Source organism: Gordonia sp. PP30, assembly GCF_023100845.1.
GTDB lineage: Bacteria > Actinomycetota > Actinomycetes > Mycobacteriales > Mycobacteriaceae > Gordonia.
The window spans coordinates 3,461,843-3,478,502 of sequence record NZ_CP095864.1; the positions used below are offsets into that span (position 1 = coordinate 3,461,843).

Consider the following 16,660-nt stretch of genomic DNA (forward strand, 5'->3'; position numbering starts at 1 on the left):
TTCTGTCGGTGGCCTCGGCTACCTTTCACCACATGCACAATCCCTGGGGGTACCTCGCCGAACATCATCCGACCGTCCGCGTCCACTGGACCAGACTGCCCGGACAGCTCCGCGGATTCACCGACGGACTGCACATCTGGATGGACGACCGCCTCACCCAAGTGCAGCGCCGCGTCACCCTCTGCCACGAGACCATCCACATCGAGCGCGGCATCATCTGCGACGACCCCCACGAAGAACGCTACGTCGACCAGCTCACCGCCCGACGCCTGATCTCCACCGGCCAACTGGTCGACGCCCTCCGCTGGCACCGCCACCCATCCCTCCCCGGCCTCGCCGACGCACTCTGGGTGGAGCCCGGCACCGTGCGATGCCGCCTCGACACCATGAGCACCGACGAGCAAGCCCAGATCGAAGCCGAGCTCGGGGACATCGCATGCTGAGCGACGAAGAGCACCGGATCATGCAGGCCGCGCAGAACGGCACCACCATGGCGCTCGCCGAAGAACTCGGGATCAGCCACACCCGGCTCATGCAGCGCCTCAACCACATGATCGACCGGCAAGACGTCCTCGCCGCCTACCCGACACTCACCTACCGGCTGCGCCGCATCACCCGACGAGGCTAGGCGAGGATCTTCCCAATAGCGTCAGCCGCCGCCTTCGCCGAGGTTCGGTCGAGGTGCCCGTACGTGCCGATCGTGGTCGTGATCGATTCGTGGCCGAGGTGCTGCTGAATCACCGGCAGCGGGATCCCAGCCTGGATCATCCAGGACGCGCACGTGTGCCGTAGGTCGTGCACGCGGGGCGTCTTGGTCAGTCGGGGTGTCTGGTCACCGTCCTCGCGGGCTGCGGACGCTTTCGTGAGGGCGGGGAGCCAGGCGCGGTTGCGGTACAGCTGGTGGGACACGGGGCCGCCTGTGCGGGTCGGGAAGGCGAGGGCTTCGCCGGGGCGGTCGAGGTCCACGAGCGCGATCACCGAGGCGGGCACGTTGATGGTGCGCTGCCCCTTCTTCGTCTTCGTCGTCCCCAGCCGCCGGTCGACGTGGCTGCCGGTGTACTTCCACGCCTTACTCACACGCGCCGTCCCGTCGGCGGCGTTGATGTCGGCGACCGTGAGGGCCGTCGCTTCCCCGAATCGCATTCCGGTCGCGACGAGCCACCGCGTGAGTGGCTGCCACCGCGGCGTCATCGCGTCGTGCAGGAGGTCGAACTCGCTGCGGGTGAGGAAGCACATCTCGTTGCCATCCTTGCGCGGCAGCCGGGTGTGGTCGCACGGGTTCTTCGTGATCTTCCCAGCGCGCACCGCATGATTCAGGGCGCCGGCCAGGAAGCCATGCTTGTTCGCGATGGTCTTTCCGCTCCCGGCCAGGCCGTTCACCCAGCGGGCGACCACAGTGTCGGTGACCGCGGCCAGCGGCATGGCGCCGAGGTCGGCGATGTCGTTCGTGACGTAGGCGCGGTAGCGGTCGCGGGTGCCGTCCTCGACGCCGGTGAGGGTGTCGATGTGCCCGGTGCACCACTGGGCGAGGGTGATCTGTGCGAGGCCGTCGTCGATGAGGTCGATGATCCTGAACGCCTCGGCGGGGCCGTACAGGTCGACGTTGCGTTTGAAGGATTCGGCGGACACCGCGTCGACGAAGGTGAGGGAGCGGTCGCGGCCGTCCTGGCGCCACCGGACGCGCCATGTCGTGGTGCCGTCGGAGTGCTCGCGGGCCTGAACACTAGCCATGGCGGACCCTCCTGCGCCCCGACGGCGTGTACAGCGCCTTCTCTTCTTCGGGTATACGCCGCAGACGTCCTCCGTCGGCGACACTGATCCACCCCAGCGGAGGCCTGGTGATCCTCGACGAGTTTTCGACGTCGGACACTTCTTCGAGGTGAAGCGGGTTGACGCACCCCTTGTTTCCGCATAGGTGGTCCACCGTCATACCATCCGAGGCGGGGCGGCCATGGTGAAGTTCCCATGCGACGCGGTGGGCTCGGTACGAGCGGCCATCCAACGTCAGGAGTCCGTATCCACGACTTCGCGATCCGACCCATTCGATACAGCCCCATCGACCGGGTCTTGTGCGAGCAAAGAACGCGACATCGGTGATATTCGTGGCCGCGGCGGGGAGCATGTACCGCATTCTACCAGGACACATCGCTAATCTTGTGGCCCCGCGATGTGGCCTGGTGTGTGTCGGCGGCATCTGAACTTCGTCTACCTGCATCGATGTGCCGATTTTTGGTGGAGCTAAGGGGACTCGAACCCCTGACCCCCACACTGCCAGTGTGGTGCGCTACCAGCTGCGCCATAGCCCCGTGTTCAGTTGTTCACCCTCGCGGGTGCGTTAGCTAAACTACCCGACCACGCAAACGACAACCAAATCACCAGGTCACGACCCCTGTTCACGACTCCCACTACCCTCGAAGAGAGGAAACGAATCACAGGGAGTCATCATGAGCACACAGACCCGGAACACCCGACGCGCCGCCGTCGCGGCGGCGCTCGGCACCGCCCTGATCCTCGCACCCGCCACGGCCACCGCCGGGGCCGCGCCGTTCGTGCCGGGCGGACGCGATGCGCACACCGCCCAGACACCCACCACCGCCTACGGTCCGGCCTGCGCCGGCGAGGTGACCGGCTTCGCCCGCGCGGCGAGCGAGGCCCCCGGGACCGTCGACTTCGGGGTGAGCGGCGGCTTCTTCGGAATCTCCGGCGACGGGAAGCCGTGCGCGGTGCGCGCGACCGTCCACTGGACCAATCTAACCACCGGACGTCACGGTGCGGTGAGCGGCCTGGCGCGCGGCAACCTGCCCGGCCTGGGCGAGAATCAGAGCGGATTCAGCAAGCACGTCACGACCGGCCGCGGCACCGTCCGGTTCAGCGTCACGACCGACCGCCCGCACCTCGCACAACCCGCGGTGACGATCCGCACCTACTGACCGCAGCCGGCGGTCAGAGCCAGCCGCCGAAGTCGCTCGCACCCCGTGGACCCCACGGGGTGACGGCGAGGGCGCGCAGCGTCGTGTCCACCGCGTCGTCGCCCGCCGCGGCCCGCCAACGACCGACCTCCGCGGCGAACGCCTCACCCGACAGCCGCAGCATCTCCCGCCCGCGAGCCGTCGGCACCAGAACCCGGACACGCCCGTCGACCGGATGGGGCTCACGCGCGAGGAACCCCAGCTCCTCCAGCCCCGCCGCCGTCTTCGCCGCCGCCTGTTTCGACACTCCGAGCCGCTCCCCCAGCTCGACGCTGCTGCAGCCGTCGCCGAGCGCCTGCATCGCGAAGCCGTGCGTCGCCCGCACGCCCGAGAACCCGGCGTCGTCGAGGCGCGCGTGCACGGCGTCGACCATGCCGCGGAAGGCGGAGAGGAGCAGGAAGGGCATCGCGACGTCGTCCACGACCGCCAGCCTAACCCTTGTGGTCAATCTAGTTGTCGATCTATAGTCAACCTAGTTGACCACAATTCTCGAGGGAGACCGCCATGCCACACCTGACCGACCCCCGCGCCACCTACGACCTGCACGGCGTGACCTTCCGCGCCTTCGCGAACGGCACGACCGGCGCCACCCGATTGGCCGCCTGGCGCGCCGACTTCCCGCCGCATTCCGACGGCGCGGCCCACTCGATGACCGAGGAAGAGGTGCTGCACATCCTGTCCGGATCGCTCGAGGTCGAGATCGACGACGACCGCTTCACCGCCCGGGCCGGCGACGCGGTCCTGGTCCCGCCGGGAACACGCTTCCGCATCAGCAACGCCACCGATCAGCCGGCGAGCCTCTGGGCCACCACCACGCGCGGCATGCAAGCGCAGATGGCCCACGACGGCGCGCGGATCGCGCCGCCCTGGGCTCAATAGTAAGAACTTTGCCCGGGGAATAGTAAGCGCGCATATTAAATGAATGATCATCCTCGACGCCTGCACCTCCCACACCTCCCACTCGCCGGAGGCGGTGTTCGCTCGATGGGCCGACCCGGAGAGCTGGCCGCAGTGGGACATCGCGGTCCGCGAGGTGACCTTCACCGGTCAGGCGCACCTCGGCGCGTCCGGGCGCCTACGTCCGGTATCCGGTCCGGCCGCGAGATTCACCGTGACGGCGTACGAACCGGCCGCCTGTTCACGACGGCCTCCGCACTGCCGGGCGCGAGACTGATCTTCGAGCACCGGGCCTACCCGGCAGCGCGGGGCACGGACGTCGAGGTCGTCGTGGGTGTCGAGGGACCACTCGCTCCGCTGTGGAAGCGGCTCCTCGGCAGGAGCCTGCGCGACTCGGCACAGTCGAACGTGACCGGGCTGCTCACTCATCTGGATGCGGCATGACGCACGATCGCCGCGGGGCCCTCGACACCGCGTACCCCGATCCGCAGACCAGCACGGGGCTGATGCTGTGGCGGGTCACGAACTCGTGGCAGCGCACGATCCGCCACGCACTGGCGCCGTTCGATCTCACCCACGTGCAGTTCGTGCTCCTCGCGGTACTCGCCTCGATGGAGGACACCGCGACCGTCACGCAACGCGATCTCGCCGAGCACGCCGGGACCGACCACATGATGACCTCTCAGGTCCTTCGCGCGCTGGAGGGCAAAGGTCTCATCGAGCGCCACGCGCATCCGGCCGACCGCAGGGCCCGCACTCTCACCATCACCGCGGAGGGCATCCGCCTGGTGAATCGGGCCAACGCAGCCGTCGAGGATGCGGATCGCCGCTACTTCGCGGTGCTCGGTGACGCCGCGCCGGGCTTCACCCGCTCACTGATCACGCTCGACGCGGAGAGCCCCCGACCCGGATAGCGGACCGCCCCGGTCAGGCCGCGGAGCCGTTCATTCCGAGGGTGTACGACGTCATGGACAGCGATCCGGCGTTGTACCCCTCGATCAGCTGGTCCAGCGGGCGGCCGTTCGCGAGGCCGGCGATGTAGAGCAACGGCAGGAAATGGTCGGGGGTCGGCACCGCGCTCGCGAAGTCCGGGTGCGCGTCGAGGGTGAGAATCTCGGACGACCGGTCGCCGAGCAGTTCGGCGGCCGCGTCGTCGAAGCGCCGGGCCCAGGCGAAACCACCGTCCGGCTGGGAGAAGTCGAGCGCCCGCAGGTTATGCACGATGTTGCCGCTGCCGATGATCAGCACGCCCTGCTCGCGGAGCGGTGCCAGCCGGCGACCGAGTTCCAGGTGGTAGTCCAGGCCCTCGAAGGCGTTGAGCGACAGCTGGACCACCGGGATCGACGCGTCCGGAAACACATGGCGCAGCACCGACCAGGTGCCGTGGTCGATTCCCCCAGCTGTCCACGTCAAGGCCGACCCAGGTGGGTTTGACGATGTCGGCGACCGCCTCGGCGACGTCGGGTGCGCCGGGCGCAGGATAGTCGACGTCGAACAGCTCTCGGGGAAAGCCGTAGAAGTCGTGGATGGTCCGCGGGAGCCGCATCGCGGTCACCGCGGACGCGTTGATGTACCAGTGCGCCGAGATCACCAGGATCGCGCGCGGGGTCGGGATCGACCGGCCGAACGCCGACCACGCCTCCGTGTAGCGATTGTGCTCGATCGCGTTCATCGGGCTACCGTGACCGAGGAACGCGGCGGGCATGAGCGCGGCGTCGGGCTGCACCGTGGTCATCGGACCTCCTTCACTTCGGTGACGGAAACGACGGTACGCCGGATCTAGCTCGACGGTCCTCCGGTGACCAGCTTCTGCACCCATCGGCCGCCGTCGTCGATGTCGACCGGCTCGCCCGCGACCAGGACCGTGGGCGTCGCGACGACTCCCTTGTTGGAGTTCTCCAACTGTGTGGTGGAGGTCTTCGCCATGGCCTTCGCCTCACCGATGAGAGCACCGTCGGCGATGCAGGTGCGCGTCGCCTCGTTGGCACCGGCCTGCGCCGCGAGGTCGGCGATCTGCGCGTTGTCGGGCCCCTTGCCCGACTCGCCGTCCGCCTTGGCGAACAGGTCGGCGTGCAGCCGGGTGAAGACCTCCGCCGAATCGCCGCCGCCGGCCGAGCCGTGCCGGGCGACGCACAGGACCGCGCCCGCCCCGCGCGACGAGTACCCGCCTGACCCGGAGTCCCGGATCATCAGCAGGTGGTAGCGCACGCGCAGACTGCCCGCCGCCGCCGCGGCGGCGAGCGCCGGACCGGACGTCGACTCGAACGTCTTGCAATGCGTGCAGCCGAAGTCCTCGAAGACGTCGACCGTGGTCGGCGCGTTCCGATCGCCCACGATGAACGACGCGTTCTGCGCCAGCACCTTCTCATCGACCGGCGGCCACTTCTTGTTGGCCCGCCACAGCACCCCGGCGACGATCAGCACGATCACCAGCACACCGGCGCCGACCAGGACGTACGTCGAACGACTGGAGGTCGCTCTCGGTTCGTGACGTGCGGTCTGTCCGGTCGGCGACGGCTTCTTACTCACGTGTCCGACTGTAGCGGTGCTACCCGAGTACCGAGTCGACCAGCCGCTGCGCTTCGGCCTGCACCTGCGCGAGATGCTCGGCGCCGAGGAAGCTCTCCGCGTAGATCTTGTACACGTCCTCGGTGCCCGACGGCCGCGCCGCGAACCAGGCGTTCTCCGTGGTCACCTTCAGCCCGCCGATCGCCGCGCCGTTGCCGGGCGCCTCGGTGAGGATCGCGGTGATCGGTTCCCCCGCCAGTTCGGTGGCCTCGACCTGTTCCGGCGACAGCGCCGCGAGCCGGGCCTTCTGTTCCCGGTTCGCCGGGGCGTCGATCCGCGCGTACGCGCTCGATCCGTAGCGCTCGGCGAGTTCGGCGTACCGCTGCGAGGGCGTCTTCCCGGTCACCGCGAGGATCTCCGAGGCGAGCAGATCCAGCAGGATCCCGTCCTTGTCCGTCGACCACGGCCGGCCGTCGAACGTCAGGAACGACGCCCCCGCGCTCTCCTCGCCGCCGAAGCCGATGGTCCCGTCCGCCAGGCCGTCGACGAAGTACTTGAAACCGACCGGCACCTCGATCAGATCGCGCCCGATCCCGGCGACCACCCGGTCGATCAGCGACGACGACACCAGCGTCTTCCCGACCGCCGTGTTCTCCGCCCAGCCCGGCCGGTGCGTGAACAGGTAGTCGATGGCGACGGCCAGATAGTGATTCGGGTTCATCAGACCGGCGTCGGCGGTCACGATGCCGTGGCGGTCGGCGTCGGCGTCGTTGCCGGTCGCGATGTCGTACGACGCCCGCTGCGCGATCAGCGACGCCATCGCACTCGCGGAACTGCAGTCCATCCGGATCTTGCCATCGGTGTCGAGCGTCATGAAGCTGAACGCCGGGTCGGTGTCCGGGTTGACGACGGTCATCCCGTCGAGCCCGTAGTAGTCCTTGATCGCCCCCCAGTAGGCGACCGACGCGCCGCCGAGCGGGTCCGCACCGATCCGGAATCCGGCCGCCTTGATCGCGTCCATGTCGACCACGTCGCGCAGCGCCGCGACATAGGTGTCGATGAACGAGTAGTCGGTGACCAGCGGGCTGCGGCGCGCCTCCTCGAACGGGACGCGGCGGACGCCGTCGAGCCCGGCCTCCAGGAGTTCGTTGGCGCGCGCGGCGATCACCGAGGTGATGGACCCGTCGGCCGGCCCTCCGCTCGGCGGGTTGTATTTGAAACCGCCGTCGGCGGGCGGGTTGTGCGACGGCGTCACGACGATGCCGTCCGCGCGGCCGGACTCGACGGAGTCGAGGGTGGTGTTGAACGCCAGAATGGCCCGGCTCACCGCCGGGGTCGGGGTGAACGCGTCGCCGGTGGCGGTGAACACGGCGATGTCGTTCCCGACGAGGACCTCCAGCGCGCTGCGCCACGCCGGGATCGAGAGAAGATGCGTGTCGAACCCGATGAACACCGGGCCGTCGATCCCCTCGGCGTTGCGGTAGTCGACGATCGCCTGGGTCATCGCGAGCACGTGGTTCTCGTTGAACGCCGCGTTCACGCTGCTCCCCCGGTGGCCCGAGGTTCCGAAGACCACGCGCTGGTCCGGGTTCGCCGGGTCCGGCGCCAGGTCGTAATACGCGCGCCGCACGGCATCGACGTCGATCAGGTCTTCTTCGAGCGCCGGTGTGCCGGCCCGCGGGTGCGCCATACCTGCCGATTCTGCCACTGTCTCGCCGATTGCTCAGCGCCTCAGACATGGTCCGCGAACGCGGGGTCCCACCCCGGCCCTCTTGTGGATGAACGGCGTTGTCCACAGGCTCGCTCCCGGCACCTGTCGCCGCCGCGCGCATCGACGACGCTGTGAGTCGTAGTCGAGATACCAGAGGGGGTGGACGATGGGTGCGCAACAGTGGGTGACTCTGGTCGTCGGTCTGACCGCCGGCTTCGGCGTCATCGCGACGCTCTGGCAACGTCAGCGATCCGAGCACCACGATCGCCGGGAACGCGCCGAGCAGCAGGCCCGCGCCGAATGGTGGAAACGGTGGCAGTGGGCCGTAGAACTGGCGTTGTCCGACGATCCGGCGCACCAACAGGCCGGGTTCGAAACCCTGGATTCGCTGACTCGATCATCGCTGATCACTGCTAGTGAGGTCGATATAGTTGAAGCGTTCGTTCAAAGCATTCCGAGGAGCGGCAATGGATCTCGAAGCGAGTAAGCGTCAGCGCGCAGATTCGGAATGGGACCTGCGCGGGAACAGCCCGGGCGCACGCCGAGCCGCGGCCAAACTCCTCGTCACCGTCCGGAAGAAGCAGGGCCGCGAAGTGGAGCAGTGGGTGCTGGACGTCGCCGAGGGCCGACTGCCCGCGTAGCGGCAGTCCCGCGAGCCGAGAAGATCCTCAGAAGACCGGCCGCCTCAGCACCGCCGAGGGAAGATCGCCGTCCGCGGCCCCGAGACGGCCGATGTTCTGCGCGACGCCCGGCCACAACCGGCGTTCGGCACGGGGTGAGCGGGTGGCCTCGACTCGGCGATCCCGAGCGTGGCGGAGCGGAGCGACGACCCGCGGTCGAAGGGAGACCGGTATGGTGCGGGATCGCCAGACATGGTGCGACCCCCGACTCCGCCGACCGGCGAACCGAGCCGGGTAATAGGGTGCAGGAATGGCCTCCCCCAAGCTCGCCGTCCTCGTTTTGCCGGGCGGCACCGATTTCAGCTACCAGCCGTTCTCCCGCACCCAGCATCCGTCGATGCGGATGTACCCGTTCAGCCTGTCGATCCAGGCCCGGTTCCCCCGGTCGGTCCGGGTCCATCAGGCCACCTACCGGGTGTACGGCTGGAACGGTGGACAGGCCAGCCCGATGCCGTATGCGCGCAACGCGCTGGACCGGCTCAAGCGCACGTACCCGGACACCCCGATCGCCCTGATCGGGCATTCGATGGGCGGCCGGATCGTCGCGCAGCTCGGCGCCGACGAACAGGTCACCGACATTCTGGCGCTCGCCCCCTGGTGGCAGTACGCGGACTGGCGGCAGATCCACGACGGCGCGCGGGTGCTCGCGATCCACGGCGAGAACGACACCCTGACCCGGCCTCGGCGCACCGAGAAGGGCATCGCCGAGCTCGCCGCGCGCGGGCTGGACGCGCGCTTCATCTCGGTGCCGAACGGCGGCCACGCCATGCTCGATCACATCGGGCTGTGGCAGGGCGAGGCGCTTCGCTTCGTCGCGCGCGCCATGCGGGACGAGTGACCTTCCGCGAGTAGTTCGATAGACCCCATTCTGGGCCAGCGTCACGGTATCGGTAGCGGGAGTCGCCCGTCGCCTAGCGCCGCCGCCGTCCCGCCGATAGCGTGGACCACATGTCGACAATCACCAACCTCACCGTCCTCGGCACCGGCGTTCTCGGCTTGCAGATCGCCTTCCAGTCCGCATACAAGGGCAAGACCGTCACCGCCTACGACCTCAACGACGAGATCCTCGCCAAAGCGAAGGATCGGGCCCGCGATCTGGCCAAGACGTACCTCGCCGAAGTCTCCGGCGCCACCCAGGAATCGGTCGACGCGGCCCTCGGGCGCCTCACTTTCACCGCCGACCTAGCCACCGCGGCCGGCGATGCCGACCTGGTGATCGAGGCCGTACCCGAGGTGCTCAAGATCAAGGACGAGACCTTCACGAAGCTGAACGAGGTGGCACCCGCCAAGACCGTCTTCGCCACCAACTCCTCCACCTTGCTGCCCAGCGACATCGCGCCGTCCACCGGCCGCGAGGACCGCTTCTTGGCGATGCACTTCGCCAACCGGGTCTGGCAGTTCAACACCTGCGAAATCATGGGTACCGAGAAGACCAGCAAGGAGACCTTCGACACCGCGGTCGAGTGCGCCACCGAGATCGGCATGGTGCCGATCCCGATGCACAAGGAGAAGGCCGGCTACGTCCTCAATTCACTGCTGGTGCCCTTCCTCAGCGCCGCCGCCGAGCTGGCCGCCGGCGACTACGCCGATCCCAAGTCCGTCGACGAGGTCTGGCGCATCGCGACCGGCGCTCCGCTCGGACCGTTCCAGATCTACGACATCATCGGCCTCAACACGCCGTACAACATCATGATGTCCGGCGATGCCGAGCAGCAGAAGCTCGCCGCGTGGATGAAAGCCAACTACATCGACAAGGGCTACCTGGGGCTCGCTTCGGGGCGCGGGTTCTACGACTACTCCTCGAAGTAGGCAACCACCCATCGGGACGATCAGCGCCCACCGCAGTACCGAAAAAAGCAGAGGGCATCTATGCACCACGACGCAGGCAACTACGAGGCGTTCGCCCGACCGCGCAAGCCGGCCGGAGTAGACGACAAGACGGCCTGGTTCGTCGGATCCGGACTGGCGTCGCTTTCCGGCGCCGCGTTCCTGATCCGGGACGGCCAGATGTCCGGCGACAGGATCACCGTTTTCGAGGAACTCGACCTACCGGGCGGCGCCCTGGACGGTATCAAGGAGCCCGAGAAGGGCTTCGTGATCCGCGGCGGCCGCGAAATGGAGAACCATTTCGAGTGTCTCTGGGACCTCTTCCGCTCCGTTCCGTCGCTGGAGATCGACGGTGCCAGCGTGCTCGACGAATTCTACTGGCTCAACAAGGACGACCCGAACTTCTCTCTGTGCCGCGTGACCGAGAAGCAGGGCCAGGACGCGCACACCGACGGCAAGTTCGACATGGACGACGCCTCGCAGAAGGATCTGGTCCGCATGTTCCTCGCCACCCGCGAGGAACTGGCGAACGTGAAGATCAGCGACTTCTTCTCCAAGGAGTTCCTGGCGAGCAACTTCTGGCTGTACTGGCGCACCATGTTCGCCTTCGAGGAGTGGCATAGCGCGCTGGAGATGAAGCTGTACCTGCATCGCTTCATCCACCACATCAAGGGTCTGCCGGACCTGTCGTCGCTCAAGTTCACCAAGTACAACCAGTACGAGTCGCTGGTGCTGCCGCTCTACAAGTGGCTCCTGGATCAGGGGGTCGTGTTCCGCTTCTCCACGACGGTGACCGATGTCGACTTCGACGTCGACGGCACCCGCAAACAGGCCACGCGGATCCACTGGACCAGCAAGGGTGAGGACGGTACGACCGAGCTCTCGGCGAATGATCTGCTGTTCATGACGATCGGCTCGCTCACCGAGAACTCCGACGAGGGCGATCACCGGACCCCGGCCACCCTCAACCGCGGGCCGGCGCCGGCATGGGATCTGTGGCGGCGGATCGCCGCGAAGGATCCGGCATTCGGTCGTCCGAACGTCTTCGGCGGCGACATCGACGCCACCAAGTGGGAGTCGTGCACGGTGACCACGCTCGACACCCGGATCCCGGAGTACATCCGCAAGATCTGCAAGCGCGATCCCTTCAGCGGCAAGGTGGTGACCGGCGGCATCGTGACCGCCAAGGACTCCAGCTGGCTGATGAGCTGGACGGTGAACCGGCAGCCGCACTTCAAGCAGCAACCGAAAGACCAGATCGTCGTCTGGGTCTACGGCCTGTTCCCCGACAAGAAGGGCGACTACGTCGACAAGACAATGGCCGAATGCACCGGCGAGGAGATCACCCGCGAATGGCTGTACCAGATGGGTGTCCCCACCGATCAGATCGACGAGCTCGCGGCGACCGGCGCGAAGGCCGTCCCGTGCATGATGCCGTACGTCACCGCGTTCTTCATGCCGCGCCAGTCCGGTGACCGGCCCGACGTGGTGCCGGCCGGCTCGGTGAACTTCGCCTTCATCGGCCAGTTCTCCGAGAGCCCGACGCGCGACTGCATCTTCACCACCGAGTACTCGGTGCGCACGCCGATGGAAGCGGTCTACACCCTCCTCGACATCGAGCGCGCGGTCCCGGAGGTCTACGGATCGACCTACGATGTCCGCCAGCTCCTCAACGCCACCTCGCGCCTGCGCGACGGCGCCGAGGTGGAACTGCCCGGTCCGCACTTCCTGCGCGAGCGGGTGTACGCGAAGTTCCAGGACAACGAGGTCGGCAAGCTGATCACCGACTACAACCTGATCGCCGAACCGTAGGCTCCGGCCGTACGACGACGGCCGCGTCACTCCCGCCGGGGGACGCGGCCGTCGTCGAATGCGCTGCGAGGCGGTGTTCGGCGAATCGTGTCCCGGCGGTCCCGGCGTGGTGCGCCGGACGGGCGACGGCCAGGGCGTCAGCGTCCCGGATAGGCGTACCGCATCCAGCGCGGCGGGCGGAACGGCGCGGGCGACTCGGCCGCGGGCAGCGCCAGACGATCGGCGATCGCCCACACCGTCGGCAGATTGTGCCCGAACCCGAAGTGACTGCACAGCACCTCGATGTTCTCGGCCATCGGTCCCGGGTTGTCCCGGCACGCCTGCCAGGCGACGATGCCGTCGGTCCGGCTGTAGAACGCGGTCGACGGCATCGGCAGCGGCGGCGCATCGGCCTCCAGCGGCAACTGCAGATCGGTGACGTGGAAGCGGCGCAGCAGGTTGTACAGGTGCCGGGCGTTGCTCTGGCTGTGGCGCTCCAGTTTGATCGGGCTGCCGAGGGTGATCACCTGCCGGATCATCTCCGGTGTCTCCCGGGCCAGTTGGCGGGCATAGATGCCGCCGAGGCTCCACCCGATCACCGACACCGGGGCCTGGTGGCGCTCGTAGACCTCGGCGAGCCGGTCACGCATGCCCGCGGTGATCTTGGCGCTCGGCCCGATGTTGACGCCGAGCCTCCACCCGTAGGTCGGATAGCCGAGGCGGCGCAGGGTCTGGCGCAGCGGCACGGTGTTGACGTCGGCGGTACCCAGCCCGGGCAGCACCAGAATCGGCTGCAGGTCGTCGCTCACCGGGGCGGCCAGCATCGCCGGCCAGGTGGACAGGTAGGTCGCGAACTCCATGGTCGCGCGCGGGCCGTCGGACGCCCACATCAGGAGTCTCGGCGATTTGACGTTGCTGCCGGACAGCTTGGACACCGTCGTGGTCATGATCGGTCCTTTCTCAGCTGACCAGCATGCCGCCGTCGATCGGCAGCGTGACCCCGGTGAGGTAGCTGCTCGCATCGCTGGCCAGGAACAGCAGCGCCGGGTCGAGCTCGCCCGCACCTCCGAGGCGCCCGAACAGGGTGCGCGGCATCACGTAGCGTTCCAGCACGCCCTCGTCGAACTCCGCGGTCATCTCCGAATCGAAATAGCCGGGGGCGAGGGCGTTGACCCGGATGCCCTTGCGCGGCGTCCACTGCTGCGCCAGGTCGCGGGTCAGGCCGATCACCGCGGCCTTGCTCGCGCTGTAGGCCGCCTGCGGCATCAGGACGCTGGTGATGCCGAGGATGCTGGCGAGGTTCACGATCGACGACCCCGGCTGCATCACGCGCGCACAGGCCTGCGCCATGTAGAAGGTGCCGTTCAGGTTCACGTCGATCACCTGGCGGAACTCCGCCGGATCCTCCCGGGTGGCCGGCACCGAGCTGGCGATCCCGGCGTTGTTCACCAGGATGTCGACCTTCCCGAATTCGGCGATCGCGGCCTCGACCGCGGCCGTGCACGCGGCCGGGTCCGACACGTCGCAGCCGACCGGCAGCGCCCTGCGGCCCAGCGCCCGCACCGCGTCGGCGGTCTCGGCGAGCCGGTCGGTGCGGCGCGCGGCCAGCACCACGTCGGCGCCGGCCTCGGCGAGCGCCTTCGCGAAGCCCACGCCCAGGCCGCTGGACGCACCGGTCACCAGCGCCACCTTGCCGTCGAGCCGGAACTTGTCCAGAACTGTCATGCTTCTTCCTCGTTTCGTCGCTCAGACCAGTTCATCGGCGATGCCGGTGTAGGCCATGGTGTTCATGCCGTCTTCGACGTGATGCGCCAGCACCAGCAGGTCGTGGGTGTCGCCGTCGCGCGTCTTCAGGTGATCGCGCAGCAGTGCCTCGCCGGTGAAGCCGAGCCGGCTGAACAGCGCCACCGCCCCCTCGGCGTCGGTCGGCAGTTCGATGACGATCTTGGTCACGCCGTCGCTGAACGCCGAGCGCATCGCCTCCTTGGCCAGTTCGGCGCCGTACCCGCGGCCGCGCGCGTCGGCGGAGACGACGAGGCGGAGCTCACCGACGTGGTTCGACCAGCCGGGCAACCGGTGCACGGTCGCGTAGCCGAGCAGCCGGCCGTCGTCCTCGCAGGCCCACCGGTAGTCCGAGCCGGCCAGCAACTGATCGAAGAGGCCCGGATCGGTCAGGTCTTCGCGGATCAGGGTGCGGTCGCGTTCGGACAGGCTCCCCCACAGCGTCCGCAGTGCCTCGCCGTCGGTGTCGGTCAACTTCCGGATGGTCATACCAGCGCCTCGCTCTGCTTCTTCAGGAACTCGATGATCGTGGGGATGGTCGTCTTGGCGGCGGTCCGGCCGACGACCAGCCCGATGTGCCCACCGCGCAGGCACAGCTCGGTCTTCTGCTCGGAACCGATCAGGTCGAGCACCGGCCGCGCCGCGTCCAGCGGCACGATGTGGTCCTTCTCGCCGAGCACCGCCAGGAAGGGGACGGTGACGTCCTTCAGGTCGATCCGGTCGCCGCCGAGCACCACGTTCCCGCGCATCAGCGCGTTGTCGCCCATCAGGCCCAGCAACTGCCGCGCGGTGGCGCCCGCGAGGGGCACGTGATCGGTCGCCCAGCCGTTCATCGCCTGGTACGCGGCGACGTAGTCGTCACTCCACAGCTTCTCCAGCAGGTCGACGTAGCCGGTCACCTCGGCCACGGGTTTGAGACTCCGGAAGGCGCTGAAGACGACGTTCGCCGGGATGTTGCCGTCGTCGCCGAGCATCTCGTCCACGTCGGCGGCGGTGCCGCCGCCGAACGCGTCGCGCAGCGGCATCCGGTCGAAGTCGACGGGACAGGCGACCACGGTGTGGCTGCGGATCGGTGCGTCGGGATGGTGCGCGCCGTGCATCAGGGTCAGATCCCCGCCGAAGCAGTAGCCGAGGATATTGACCTCACCGGAGTGCGAGCGGCGGCACACCTCACGGATCGCGGCCGGGATGACGCCGTCGACGTAGTACTCGAGGCCGTTGCGGGCGTCGCGCTCGTCGGCCTCGCCCCAGTCGATCAGGTAGATGTCGAATCCCGCCTTGAGGAGATGTTCGATGAAGCTGTTGCCGGGCGTCAGGTCCAGGATGTACGCGCGGCTGAACAGCGAGAACACGATGAGCAACGGCGGGCCGTGGGTCACGTCGTCGTTCCGGTAGCGGTACAGCGTGGCCCGCCCGTTGCGCCAGACCGGGTCGCGCGGCGTCACCCCGGTCGGCGGCTCGGATGCGCCGACGGCCATCTTGATCCCGTTGCGGGCCCGCAGGGCGTTGCGCTCCACCTCCTGCCGAACCCGGTCGACGATGCCGCGCGGGTCAGGAATCAGTGCCATCGCCGGCGTCCTTCTCGGTGGCGCGCTCCGCCAGTTCCAGACGCAGGCGACGAATCTCGTAGTCCAGTTCACCGATCTGGCGCCGCAACCGGCGCACATCGCTGCCCGCGGGCAGATTCACCGTGTGCAGCACGTCGGCGGCGACGTGCTCGAAGGCTCGGCCCGCCCGATTGCGCAGCTTCATCGCCGTGGTGGCGACGTCGCTGAACCTGTCCGAGTGGACCACGTCCTCGATCACCGGGGTGGCCCGTTTCTCGATCGTGTCGTACAGCCCGCACAGCGAGACCATCAGCTCCTCCTCAGACCTTCGTGAACACCCAGCAGGGCGGCGCACGCCTGCCGGACCTCGGCGGGATCGGGACTCTCCCCGGCGAGCGCGTCGGCGTACACGAACGACTCGGTGATGCGCAGCAGCACGTACGCGGTGTCGTGCGGCGGCAGCACGACGGCCAGCCGCCCGGCCTCCACCTCGGCCGTCACCTCGCCTTCGATGCGGTCGACGATCCGGCCCGCGACGCCGCCGGCACGCCTGGTGACCACGCGGAGCGCCCGGTCCGGCTCGCGGCACAGGAAGTCCATGAACGGCGCCGAACGCACCGAACTCGTCGCGAACCGCCCCATCGCGTCGGCGATGCGCGCACCGCCGGGACCGGTGGCGCGCGCGAACGCGTCGTCCAGCGCGGCGGCGGCCATCGTCCAGATCACCTCGCCGAGCAGCCGGTCGCGATCCTTGTAGCGACGGTACAAGGTGCTGCGGTTGATGCCGGCCGCCGTCGCGAGAGCACTCATGTCGATCCGGCCCGACTCGAGAAAGGCGCGGCGCGCCAGGACCACCACATCGGGAGACTGCACTTTGGTCACGCGCCCCTCGTCTCACCGTCCCGGCGTCTGCGACATTCGGCGATTTTGTTGCAGTCCGCTCCGCCC

Annotated in this window: 22 protein-coding genes, 1 tRNA gene and 1 pseudogene; 11 read left to right on the forward strand and 13 right to left on the reverse strand. The window is 68.3% G+C overall.

Annotated elements, in window-relative coordinates:
• The first annotated feature begins 32 nt into the window (after window positions 1-32).
• Both MYK68_RS16140 and MYK68_RS16145 read left to right on the forward strand, forming a co-directional pair.
• A complete protein-coding gene (locus MYK68_RS16140) occupies window positions 33-443 on the forward strand; it encodes a hypothetical protein (protein WP_247864778.1) in 411 nt (136 codons plus the stop codon).
• The gene (locus MYK68_RS16145) at window positions 437-628 is read left to right on the forward strand and encodes a DUF3263 domain-containing protein (protein ID WP_247864779.1); all 192 of its coding nucleotides are present in this window, start codon (window positions 437-439) and stop codon (window positions 626-628) included. The genes MYK68_RS16140 and MYK68_RS16145 overlap by 7 nt, the downstream gene beginning before the upstream one ends.
• Here the strand turns inward: MYK68_RS16145 and MYK68_RS16150 are convergent.
• The 3 genes from MYK68_RS16150 to MYK68_RS16155 all read right to left on the reverse strand — a co-directional run bounded on the left by MYK68_RS16150 (window position 625) and on the right by MYK68_RS16155 (window position 2,306).
• Complete coding sequence (locus MYK68_RS16150; RefSeq protein ID WP_247864780.1) at window positions 625-1,731, reverse strand: tyrosine-type recombinase/integrase; 1,107 nt, start codon at window positions 1,729-1,731, stop codon at window positions 625-627. The two genes, MYK68_RS16145 and MYK68_RS16150, sit on opposite strands and share 4 nt — an antisense overlap.
• A complete protein-coding gene (locus MYK68_RS20905; protein ID WP_502798255.1) occupies window positions 1,724-2,215 on the reverse strand; it encodes an HNH endonuclease signature motif containing protein in 492 nt (163 codons plus the stop codon). Before MYK68_RS20905 ends, MYK68_RS16150 begins: the two co-directional genes overlap by 8 nt.
• A 15-nt stretch (window positions 2,216-2,230) precedes the next feature.
• Window positions 2,231-2,306: transfer RNA gene (locus MYK68_RS16155), tRNA-Ala, on the reverse strand.
• Window positions 2,307-2,444: 138 nt separating this feature from the next.
• Between MYK68_RS16155 and MYK68_RS16160 the strand changes: the two genes are divergently transcribed.
• Window positions 2,445-2,930, forward strand: a complete 486-nt coding sequence (locus MYK68_RS16160) for a hypothetical protein (protein WP_247864781.1) — start codon at window positions 2,445-2,447, stop codon at window positions 2,928-2,930.
• A 13-nt stretch (window positions 2,931-2,943) separates the two neighbouring features.
• Here the strand turns inward: MYK68_RS16160 and MYK68_RS16165 are convergent, their stop codons facing one another.
• Entirely contained in the window at window positions 2,944-3,390 is a 447-nt protein-coding gene (locus tag MYK68_RS16165; RefSeq protein WP_247864782.1) for a MarR family winged helix-turn-helix transcriptional regulator, read from the reverse strand.
• 83 nt (window positions 3,391-3,473) lie between these two features.
• On the opposite strand from MYK68_RS16165, the gene MYK68_RS16170 reads away from it, so the two are divergent.
• The 3 genes from MYK68_RS16170 (at window position 3,474) to MYK68_RS16180 (ending at window position 4,780) form a co-directional block, all read left to right on the forward strand.
• Window positions 3,474-3,848 (forward strand): cupin domain-containing protein, encoded by a 375-nt coding sequence (locus tag MYK68_RS16170; protein ID WP_247864783.1) that lies wholly within the window; start codon window positions 3,474-3,476, stop codon window positions 3,846-3,848.
• 43 nt (window positions 3,849-3,891) lie between these two features.
• Entirely contained in the window at window positions 3,892-4,143 is a 252-nt protein-coding gene (locus tag MYK68_RS16175) for an SRPBCC family protein (RefSeq protein WP_247864784.1), read from the forward strand.
• Between the two features lie 163 nt (window positions 4,144-4,306).
• Complete coding sequence (locus MYK68_RS16180) at window positions 4,307-4,780, forward strand: MarR family winged helix-turn-helix transcriptional regulator (RefSeq protein ID WP_247864785.1); 474 nt, start codon at window positions 4,307-4,309, stop codon at window positions 4,778-4,780.
• A 13-nt stretch (window positions 4,781-4,793) separates the two neighbouring features.
• On the opposite strand, the pseudogene ygiD reads toward MYK68_RS16180, so the two are convergent.
• The 3 genes and pseudogenes from ygiD to pgm all read right to left on the reverse strand — a co-directional run bounded on the left by ygiD (window position 4,794) and on the right by pgm (window position 8,064).
• A pseudogene (gene ygiD, locus MYK68_RS16185) lies at window positions 4,794-5,571 on the reverse strand (4,5-DOPA-extradiol-dioxygenase).
• Between the two features lie 74 nt (window positions 5,572-5,645).
• Window positions 5,646-6,395, reverse strand: a complete 750-nt coding sequence (locus tag MYK68_RS16190) for a DsbA family protein (protein ID WP_247864786.1) — start codon at window positions 6,393-6,395, stop codon at window positions 5,646-5,648.
• A gap of 19 nt (window positions 6,396-6,414) precedes the next feature.
• On the reverse strand, window positions 6,415-8,064 hold the full coding sequence (pgm, locus tag MYK68_RS16195; protein ID WP_247864787.1) for a phosphoglucomutase (alpha-D-glucose-1,6-bisphosphate-dependent): 1,650 nt from the start codon (window positions 8,062-8,064) through the stop codon (window positions 6,415-6,417).
• Window positions 8,065-8,251: 187 nt separating this feature from the next.
• Between pgm and MYK68_RS16200 the strand changes: the two genes are divergently transcribed.
• The 5 genes from MYK68_RS16200 (at window position 8,252) to MYK68_RS16220 (ending at window position 12,404) form a co-directional block, all read left to right on the forward strand.
• The gene (locus MYK68_RS16200) at window positions 8,252-8,572 is read left to right on the forward strand and encodes a hypothetical protein (RefSeq protein ID WP_247864788.1); all 321 of its coding nucleotides are present in this window, start codon (window positions 8,252-8,254) and stop codon (window positions 8,570-8,572) included.
• Window positions 8,553-8,726, forward strand: coding sequence for a hypothetical protein (locus tag MYK68_RS16205; protein ID WP_247864789.1), 174 nt, complete (start codon window positions 8,553-8,555; stop codon window positions 8,724-8,726). The genes MYK68_RS16200 and MYK68_RS16205 overlap by 20 nt, the downstream gene beginning before the upstream one ends.
• A gap of 289 nt (window positions 8,727-9,015) precedes the next feature.
• Entirely contained in the window at window positions 9,016-9,603 is a 588-nt protein-coding gene (locus MYK68_RS16210; protein WP_247864790.1) for an alpha/beta hydrolase, read from the forward strand.
• A gap of 110 nt (window positions 9,604-9,713) precedes the next feature.
• Entirely contained in the window at window positions 9,714-10,574 is an 861-nt protein-coding gene (locus MYK68_RS16215; RefSeq protein ID WP_247864791.1) for a 3-hydroxyacyl-CoA dehydrogenase, read from the forward strand.
• Between the two features lie 60 nt (window positions 10,575-10,634).
• Window positions 10,635-12,404 (forward strand): oleate hydratase, encoded by a 1,770-nt coding sequence (locus MYK68_RS16220; RefSeq protein WP_247864792.1) that lies wholly within the window; start codon window positions 10,635-10,637, stop codon window positions 12,402-12,404.
• Window positions 12,405-12,541: 137 nt separating this feature from the next.
• Here the strand turns inward: MYK68_RS16220 and MYK68_RS16225 are convergent, their stop codons facing one another.
• The 6 genes from MYK68_RS16225 to MYK68_RS16250 are packed head-to-tail and all read right to left on the reverse strand — an operon-like array spanning window position 12,542 to window position 16,594.
• A complete protein-coding gene (locus MYK68_RS16225) occupies window positions 12,542-13,330 on the reverse strand; it encodes an esterase/lipase family protein (protein ID WP_247864793.1) in 789 nt (262 codons plus the stop codon).
• 13 nt (window positions 13,331-13,343) lie between these two features.
• Window positions 13,344-14,108: an SDR family NAD(P)-dependent oxidoreductase gene (locus tag MYK68_RS16230; protein WP_247864794.1), complete on the reverse strand. Its 765-nt coding sequence runs from the start codon at window positions 14,106-14,108 to the stop codon at window positions 13,344-13,346.
• A 21-nt stretch (window positions 14,109-14,129) separates the two neighbouring features.
• A complete protein-coding gene (locus MYK68_RS16235; RefSeq protein ID WP_247864795.1) occupies window positions 14,130-14,654 on the reverse strand; it encodes a GNAT family N-acetyltransferase in 525 nt (174 codons plus the stop codon).
• Window positions 14,651-15,733, reverse strand: a complete 1,083-nt coding sequence (locus MYK68_RS16240) for an alpha/beta fold hydrolase (protein ID WP_247864796.1) — start codon at window positions 15,731-15,733, stop codon at window positions 14,651-14,653. Before MYK68_RS16240 ends, MYK68_RS16235 begins: the two co-directional genes overlap by 4 nt.
• A complete protein-coding gene (locus MYK68_RS16245) occupies window positions 15,717-16,022 on the reverse strand; it encodes a phasin family protein (protein WP_247864797.1) in 306 nt (101 codons plus the stop codon). The genes MYK68_RS16240 and MYK68_RS16245 overlap by 17 nt, the downstream gene beginning before the upstream one ends.
• Window positions 16,022-16,594 (reverse strand): QsdR family transcriptional regulator, encoded by a 573-nt coding sequence (locus MYK68_RS16250; RefSeq protein WP_247864798.1) that lies wholly within the window; start codon window positions 16,592-16,594, stop codon window positions 16,022-16,024. Before MYK68_RS16250 ends, MYK68_RS16245 begins: the two co-directional genes overlap by 1 nt.
• Between the last annotated feature and the right edge of the window lie 66 nt (window positions 16,595-16,660).

Excerpts from the sequence above, each read along its gene's own strand:
- MYK68_RS20905 (WP_502798255.1), bottom strand. The coding sequence starts at position 2,215 with ATGCAGGTAGACGAAGTTCAGATGCCGCCGACACACACCAGGCCACAT.
- MYK68_RS16220 (WP_247864792.1), top strand. The coding sequence starts at position 10,635 with ATGCACCACGACGCAGGCAACTACGAGGCGTTCGCCCGACCGCGCAAG.
- MYK68_RS16235 (WP_247864795.1), bottom strand. The coding sequence starts at position 14,654 with ATGACCATCCGGAAGTTGACCGACACCGACGGCGAGGCACTGCGGACG.
- MYK68_RS16175 (WP_247864784.1), top strand. The coding sequence starts at position 3,892 with ATGATCATCCTCGACGCCTGCACCTCCCACACCTCCCACTCGCCGGAG.
- MYK68_RS16240 (WP_247864796.1), bottom strand. The coding sequence starts at position 15,733 with ATGGCACTGATTCCTGACCCGCGCGGCATCGTCGACCGGGTTCGGCAG.
- MYK68_RS16215 (WP_247864791.1), top strand. The coding sequence starts at position 9,714 with ATGTCGACAATCACCAACCTCACCGTCCTCGGCACCGGCGTTCTCGGC.
- MYK68_RS16210 (WP_247864790.1), top strand. The coding sequence starts at position 9,016 with ATGGCCTCCCCCAAGCTCGCCGTCCTCGTTTTGCCGGGCGGCACCGAT.
- MYK68_RS16205 (WP_247864789.1), top strand. The coding sequence starts at position 8,553 with ATGGATCTCGAAGCGAGTAAGCGTCAGCGCGCAGATTCGGAATGGGAC.
- MYK68_RS16140 (WP_247864778.1), top strand. The coding sequence starts at position 33 with ATGCACAATCCCTGGGGGTACCTCGCCGAACATCATCCGACCGTCCGC.
- MYK68_RS16180 (WP_247864785.1), top strand. The coding sequence starts at position 4,307 with ATGACGCACGATCGCCGCGGGGCCCTCGACACCGCGTACCCCGATCCG.
- MYK68_RS16245 (WP_247864797.1), bottom strand. The coding sequence starts at position 16,022 with ATGGTCTCGCTGTGCGGGCTGTACGACACGATCGAGAAACGGGCCACC.
- MYK68_RS16145 (WP_247864779.1), top strand. The coding sequence starts at position 437 with ATGCTGAGCGACGAAGAGCACCGGATCATGCAGGCCGCGCAGAACGGC.
- MYK68_RS16170 (WP_247864783.1), top strand. The coding sequence starts at position 3,474 with ATGCCACACCTGACCGACCCCCGCGCCACCTACGACCTGCACGGCGTG.
- MYK68_RS16225 (WP_247864793.1), bottom strand. The coding sequence starts at position 13,330 with ATGACCACGACGGTGTCCAAGCTGTCCGGCAGCAACGTCAAATCGCCG.
- MYK68_RS16230 (WP_247864794.1), bottom strand. The coding sequence starts at position 14,108 with ATGACAGTTCTGGACAAGTTCCGGCTCGACGGCAAGGTGGCGCTGGTG.
- MYK68_RS16160 (WP_247864781.1), top strand. The coding sequence starts at position 2,445 with ATGAGCACACAGACCCGGAACACCCGACGCGCCGCCGTCGCGGCGGCG.
- MYK68_RS16150 (WP_247864780.1), bottom strand. The coding sequence starts at position 1,731 with ATGGCTAGTGTTCAGGCCCGCGAGCACTCCGACGGCACCACGACATGG.
- MYK68_RS16200 (WP_247864788.1), top strand. The coding sequence starts at position 8,252 with ATGGGTGCGCAACAGTGGGTGACTCTGGTCGTCGGTCTGACCGCCGGC.
- pgm (WP_247864787.1), bottom strand. The coding sequence starts at position 8,064 with ATGGCGCACCCGCGGGCCGGCACACCGGCGCTCGAAGAAGACCTGATC.